Source organism: Pantoea sp. JK, from assembly GCF_026130245.1.
GTDB lineage: Bacteria > Pseudomonadota > Gammaproteobacteria > Enterobacterales > Enterobacteriaceae > Pantoea > Pantoea trifolii.
The window spans coordinates 616,080-622,482 of the sequence record NZ_JAINFN010000003.1; the positions used below are offsets into that span (position 1 = coordinate 616,080).

Below are 6,403 nucleotides of genomic sequence, written 5' to 3' on the forward strand. Positions count from 1 at the left end.
TTCCATAAATGAAGTGGCTTGAGAGTAACCGCAGTGATTTAAAGCTGTCAATAAAAAACGCGCCCGGAGGCGCGTTACTAGAGATGTTTGTTTATTCTGTCGGAAGAAAATCTTTCACACTGCTGTTGGCGCGACGTGCTTCGGGTTTGTGTTGCGCTTTATTAAGTTGTCGCTCCAGCTTGGCAATCAAGTCATTGATGGCCGTGTACATATCATCATGTTTCGCACTGGCAACCAGCGTTCCGTTAGGGGTATTAATGGTGGCATCAGCCACAAACTCCTTCGGCTCTTTCGATAAAACAATGTGAGGGTTTATCAGATGTGTTTGCCATTTTTCCAGCTTGGCGAGACGCTCTTCAACGTGGTTACGGATGGCCTCGGTGATTTCCATTTGTTTGCTGGTAATGTTCAGAATCATAGTTAAACCTCTCTGTCATTTCCGTCTGGGTAGGACCAGCATACCGCGGATATCAAGAAAATGTGTGATCAAGATCACATTGAAATGTCACTTTTTGTCAATGCCGCTTAATTGTGAGAAAGGCCGGGAAAGTAGCCGGAAATGCTTGAAGACGACTGCGGAAGGGCGCATGATTGACTGGATAACTGCAGCGATAAATCTCTAAAATTGTTGAGTTGTCCACAAAATGACATAAAAAAAGCAGCCTCATGGGCTGCTTTTTTGTGGGTGTCATAATCAAGACTGATTATTTGCCGCAATGATTTTTGCTACTTTGTCGGCTTCAGCCGTCAACTGCAGCTGACGGTAAGCATTTTCCATCAACGGCAGCGCTTCATGCGTCGCCTCAGTATCCGGATAATCCTTCATCATGGTTTCCACGCGGTTAACAACAGCGACATAGGCACCGCGCTTGGTATAGAATTGCGCCACCGAGAGTTCATACTTCGCCAGGCGCTCTTTCAGGAATGCCAAACGTTTCTGCGCATCCGCAGCATATTGGCTGTTTGGATAACCGCGCAGTAATTGCGAGAAGTCACGGAAAGCATCACGAGCGTGCGTCGGATCACGATCGGAACGATCGATACCGAAGAAGCCCTGCAGTGCAGAATCATCCAGTGCCATATCCGTCAGACCTTTCATATAGATGACATAGTCGATATTCGGATGGGTTGGATTGAGACGCATAAAGCGAGATATAGCGGCTTGCGCCAGTGGCAGATCGGCATTTTTGTAATACGCGTAGATCAAATCCAGTTGTACTTGCTGCGAGTAAGGACCAAATGGATAGCGGTTATCCAGTGCTTCCAGTTGCTTAATCGCCGCTTTAAAGTTACCGTCCTGCAGCTTTTGCTGGGCCGTGGCATAAATTTCAGACGGCGGGCTGTCCGGGACTGGATCTGATGAGCCAGAACAACCCACAAGCGCCAGGCTCAGGCTCAGTGTGGCAGCAGCCACCAGATGTTTCATACGCGTCATGACGAAATGATTATCCTCAAAGTGTTGTAGCAGAAGCTGTCCGTATAGCTCCCAGTTATGACCAGGTACGATAGCACATTATATTAAACGGCATCGCCGTGAAAACCCAACGTTAACGAAGAAGCTGTATATGGCACAACAAGTTCAACTCACCGCAACGGTGTCCGAAGCACAACTTGGACAACGCTTAGATCAGACTTTGGCAGAATTGTTCCCTGATTATTCACGTTCTCGCATAAAAGAATGGATTCTTGAGCGCCGAGTCAGCGTCAACGGCACTATCATCGATAAACCAAAAGAAAAAGTTTTTGGCGGTGAGCATGTCTCGATTGATGCTGAGATCGAAGAAGCACAACGCTGGGAAGCGCAAAACATCCCACTGAACATCGTCTATGAAGATGACGACATTCTGGTCATCAACAAACCTCGCGGTTTGGTGGTACATCCCGGCGCCGGTAATCCTGATGGCACGGTGCTTAACGCACTGCTTTATCACTATCCACCTATCGCTGATGTGCCTCGCGCAGGGATTGTTCATCGTCTGGATAAAGATACCACCGGTTTGATGGTGGTAGCGAAAACCGTTCCTGCGCAAACTCACCTGGTTGAAACGCTGCAGCTGCGCGAAATCACGCGTGAATATGAAGCGGTAGCGATCGGCACCATGACCGCAGGCGGTACTGTGGATCAACCCATGGCGCGCCACTCTACCAAACGCACACACATGGCGGTGCATCCGATGGGTAAACCGGCTACCACGCACTATCGCATCATGGAGCACTTCCGTGCCCATACGCGTTTGCGTTTACGCCTTGAAACCGGTCGTACGCATCAGATTCGTGTGCATATGGCGCATATCAACCATCCGCTGGTGGGCGATCCGCTGTACGGTGGTCGTCCGCGTCCGCCAAAAGGTGCATCTGAAGCTTTCATCACTACGCTACGTGGTTTTGATCGCCAGGCGCTGCATGCCACGATGTTACGTCTCTATCACCCCATTACCGGTATTGAGATGGAATGGCACGCACCGTTGCCGCAGGATATGGTCGATTTAATTGATGCGCTGAAAGCCGATACCCTTGAATTCCGCGATCAGATGGATTGGCTATGAGTGAATGGATCATCCCGGATTGGCCTGCGCCGCAGCATGTTCGGGCATGTTCCACCACGCGATACGGCGGCGTCAGCGCTGCCCCCTGGGATTCGTTGAATCTTGGTGGGCACGTTGGCGACGCTGAGGCGCATGTTGCTCAGAATCGTCAACGCTTGGTTGAACAACTGACGCTACCAGCGATGCCACAATGGCTTGATCAGATCCATGGTCAAGTGGTTGCGCGTTTACCCGCCAGCGATCCGCTACCGCGCGCTGATGCCGCCATCACCCGTGAAAGTGGGGTTGTTTGCGCAGTGATGACGGCGGATTGTTTGCCGGTGTTGCTTTGTAGTAAGGATGGCAGTGAAGTCGCAGCAGCGCATGCGGGTTGGCGTGGTCTCTGTAATGGCGTGCTGGAACAGACATTGTCACAGTTCAACTCCGCGCCAAATGACATTCATGCATGGCTTGGTCCGGCAATTGGGCCGCAGGCATTTGAAGTTGGTCCGGAAGTCAGAACGGCATTTATGGCGCATGATTCAAAAGCGGAAGAAGCTTTCCGCCCGGCTGGTGACAAATACTTCGCCGATATTTGGCTGCTGGCTCGTCAGCGGTTACAAGCTGCCGGCGTACATTCCATCAGTGGTTCAACGCGTTGTACCTTCCATGAGCGCGATGATTTTTTCTCCTACCGACGCGACGGAATCACCGGGCGTATGGCAACTTTGATTTGGCTGAGATAACCTTACGCCACAAGACGGTCCAGTTAGCGTATTTTTTGCTCACAACACAGGTCATTAACCTTGAAAAATTTGAGGGATGACCTCATTTAATCTCCAGTAGCATTTTGACCTGTAATGGGAGGAATTATGCGTCTGGATCGTCTTACTAATAAATTTCAACTGGCACTTGCCGATGCACAGTCCCTTGCTCTGGGACATGACAATCAATTCATTGAACCCCTTCATTTGATGAGCGCTTTGCTCAATCAGGAAGGCGGATCGGTGCGTCCGTTGCTCAGCGCAGCGGGTGCCGACGTGGCTGGCCTGCGTACCAGCATTGAACAAGCAATTAATCGACTACCGCAGGTTGAAGGGACCGACGGCGATGTACAGCCATCTGCCGATTTGATTCGGGTACTTAACCTGTGCGACAAGCTGGCGCAAAAGCGCGGCGACAACTTTATATCATCTGAATTATTTGTATTGGCGGCCCTCGATTCACGTGGCTCGCTGGCTGACCTATTAAAATCAGCTGGCGCGACGTCGGAAAAACTCTCTAAGGCCATCGAGCAATTACGGGGTGGAGACAGCGTGAACGATCAAGGGGCTGAAGATCAGCGTCAGGCATTAAAAAAATACACCATCGACCTTACAGAGCGTGCCGAACTCGGCAAGCTGGATCCGGTAATTGGTCGTGATGAAGAGATCCGCCGCACCATTCAAGTGTTGCAGCGTCGCACCAAAAATAACCCGGTACTTATTGGTGAACCCGGCGTCGGTAAAACGGCTATCGCCGAAGGTTTAGCGCAGCGCATCATCAATGGCGAAGTGCCGGAAGGGCTGAAAGGTCGTCGCGTGCTGGCTCTGGATATGGGTTCGCTGGTGGCGGGCGCCAAATATCGTGGTGAATTTGAAGAGCGCCTCAAAGGTGTGCTTAGCGACCTGGCGAAGCAGGAAGGTAACGTCATTCTGTTTATCGACGAACTGCATACCATGGTTGGCGCCGGTAAAGCCGATGGCGCAATGGATGCGGGCAACATGCTGAAACCCGCATTGGCTCGCGGTGAGTTGCACTGTGTCGGCGCAACCACGCTGAATGAGTATCGCCAGTTCATCGAGAAAGATGCGGCGCTGGAACGTCGTTTCCAGAAAGTCTTTGTCGCTGAGCCGAGTGTGGAAGATACCATTGCGATTCTGCGTGGACTGAAAGAACGCTATGAGCTGCACCACCATGTGCAGATCACCGATCCGGCGATAGTGGCCGCGGCGACGCTGTCGCACCGTTATATCTCTGATCGCCAGCTGCCGGATAAGGCCATCGATCTGATTGACGAAGCGGCTTCAAGTATTCGTTTACAGATGGATTCGAAACCAGAATCACTCGATCGCCTTGAGCGCCGCATCATCCAGTTAAAACTGGAGCAGCAGGCGCTGAAGAAAGAGTCTGATGATGCCAGCGTGAAGCGTCTGGAAATGCTGGAAAGCGAACTTAACCAGAAAGAGCGTGAATACGCTGAACTGGAAGAGGAATGGAAAGCGGAAAAAGCCTCTTTAACTGGCACGCAGAACATTAAAGCCGAGCTGGAGCAAGCGCGCTTGACGATGGAGCAAGCGCGTCGCGTGGGTGACCTTGGTCAGATGTCTGAACTGCAGTACGGTAAAATACCGGAGCTGGAGAAACAGTTAGCCATCGCTACGCAGTCTGAAGGCAAAACCATGAAGCTGTTACGCAATCGCGTAACGGATGTGGAGATTGCCGATGTACTGGCGCGTTGGACCGGAATACCTGTCGCACGCATGATGGAAGGGGAGCGCGATAAGTTGCTGCGTATGGAGCAAGAGCTGCACTCACGGGTTATCGGTCAGAACGAAGCGGTAGAAGCGGTTTCGAATGCGATTCGTCGTAGCCGCGCCGGCTTGTCGGATCCGAATCGTCCAATTGGTTCCTTCCTGTTCCTTGGACCAACGGGAGTCGGTAAAACCGAATTGTGTAAAGCACTGGCTAACTTCCTGTTCGACAGCGATGACGCGATGGTGCGTATTGATATGTCCGAGTTTATGGAAAAACACTCGGTATCGCGGCTGGTGGGTGCGCCTCCGGGATATGTCGGCTATGAAGAGGGCGGTTATCTGACTGAAGCGGTGCGTCGTCGTCCTTATTCGGTAATTTTGCTGGATGAGGTGGAGAAGGCGCATCCTGATGTCTTCAATATCCTGTTGCAGGTGCTGGATGATGGTCGCTTAACCGATGGACAGGGGCGTACAGTCGATTTCCGCAATACCGTGGTGATCATGACCTCGAACCTTGGTTCCGATCTTATTCAGGAACGTTTCGGTTCTCTGGATTATGCAGAGATGAAAGAGGTGGTGATGGCGGTTGTGGGTCAGCATTTCCGCCCAGAGTTTATCAACCGTATCGATGACATGGTGGTATTCCATCCGTTGGGCGAAAAACACATTGCTTCCATTGCGCAGATTCAGCTGCAACGTTTGTATAAACGTCTTGAGGAGCGCGGTTATCAGCTGCATATCTCCGATGAGGCGCTCAAACTGCTTGGCGAGAATGGCTATGACCCGGTTTATGGTGCGCGTCCATTAAAACGTGCTATCCAGCAGCAGATTGAAAATCCGCTGGCGCAGCAGATTCTTTCTGGTGCCCTGGTTCCGGGAAAAACCATCAAAATGGATGTAAAAGACGATGTGATTGTTGCTCACCAGTAATCACGTTCGATTAAAACGGGCCTGCGGGCCCGTTTTTTTTGCCTTATCACAAGAATTAGCTGCTTTTTGCAACGCATAGCCTGGAAAGTGAGCGGTTGCGCGAAAACTTCAAATTAGCTCTTGTCAGCTCCGAATAACCCCCTATAATGCGCCACCACTGAGACGGCAAAGCGGCAACGCAGACGGCTCAGCAGGGAGTGAAGAAATTCATCCCGCCGGATGAAAGCGCTGAAAAAAGTGTTTGACTCCGAAGGAGAGTAGCGTAGTATACGCCACCTCGCGACAGACGGTTCAGCCGCTGCTCGCAACGCTCTTTAACAATTTATCAGACAATCTGTGTGGGCACTCGCAGGATTGATATCAGCGTCTTAGGACGCAACAAAATATCAAAGCCTCACGAGTGAACACATAATGAAATTCATTATGACGTTT

Annotated in this window: 5 protein-coding genes; 3 read left to right on the forward strand and 2 right to left on the reverse strand. The window is 51.1% G+C overall.

What is annotated here, in order from left to right; translation table 11 throughout:
* Window positions 1-91: 91 nt before the first annotated feature.
* Window positions 92-418, reverse strand: a complete 327-nt coding sequence (raiA, locus tag PanJK_RS10335; protein ID WP_008109009.1) for a ribosome-associated translation inhibitor RaiA — start codon at window positions 416-418, stop codon at window positions 92-94.
* Window positions 419-694: 276 nt separating this feature from the next.
* A complete protein-coding gene (gene bamD / locus PanJK_RS10340) occupies window positions 695-1,435 on the reverse strand; it encodes an outer membrane protein assembly factor BamD (RefSeq protein ID WP_008109011.1) in 741 nt (246 codons plus the stop codon).
* A 130-nt stretch (window positions 1,436-1,565) separates the two neighbouring features.
* On the opposite strand from bamD, the gene rluD reads away from it, so the two are divergent.
* The 3 genes from rluD (at window position 1,566) to clpB (ending at window position 5,971) form a co-directional block, all read left to right on the forward strand.
* A complete protein-coding gene (rluD, locus tag PanJK_RS10345; protein WP_256697198.1) occupies window positions 1,566-2,546 on the forward strand; it encodes a 23S rRNA pseudouridine(1911/1915/1917) synthase RluD in 981 nt (326 codons plus the stop codon).
* On the forward strand, window positions 2,543-3,271 hold the full coding sequence (gene yfiH / locus PanJK_RS10350; protein ID WP_265299457.1) for a purine nucleoside phosphorylase YfiH: 729 nt from the start codon (window positions 2,543-2,545) through the stop codon (window positions 3,269-3,271). Before rluD ends, yfiH begins: the two co-directional genes overlap by 4 nt.
* 126 nt (window positions 3,272-3,397) lie before the next feature.
* Window positions 3,398-5,971, forward strand: coding sequence for an ATP-dependent chaperone ClpB (clpB, locus tag PanJK_RS10355; protein ID WP_265299459.1), 2,574 nt, complete (start codon window positions 3,398-3,400; stop codon window positions 5,969-5,971).
* The last annotated feature ends 432 nt before the right edge of the window (window positions 5,972-6,403 follow it).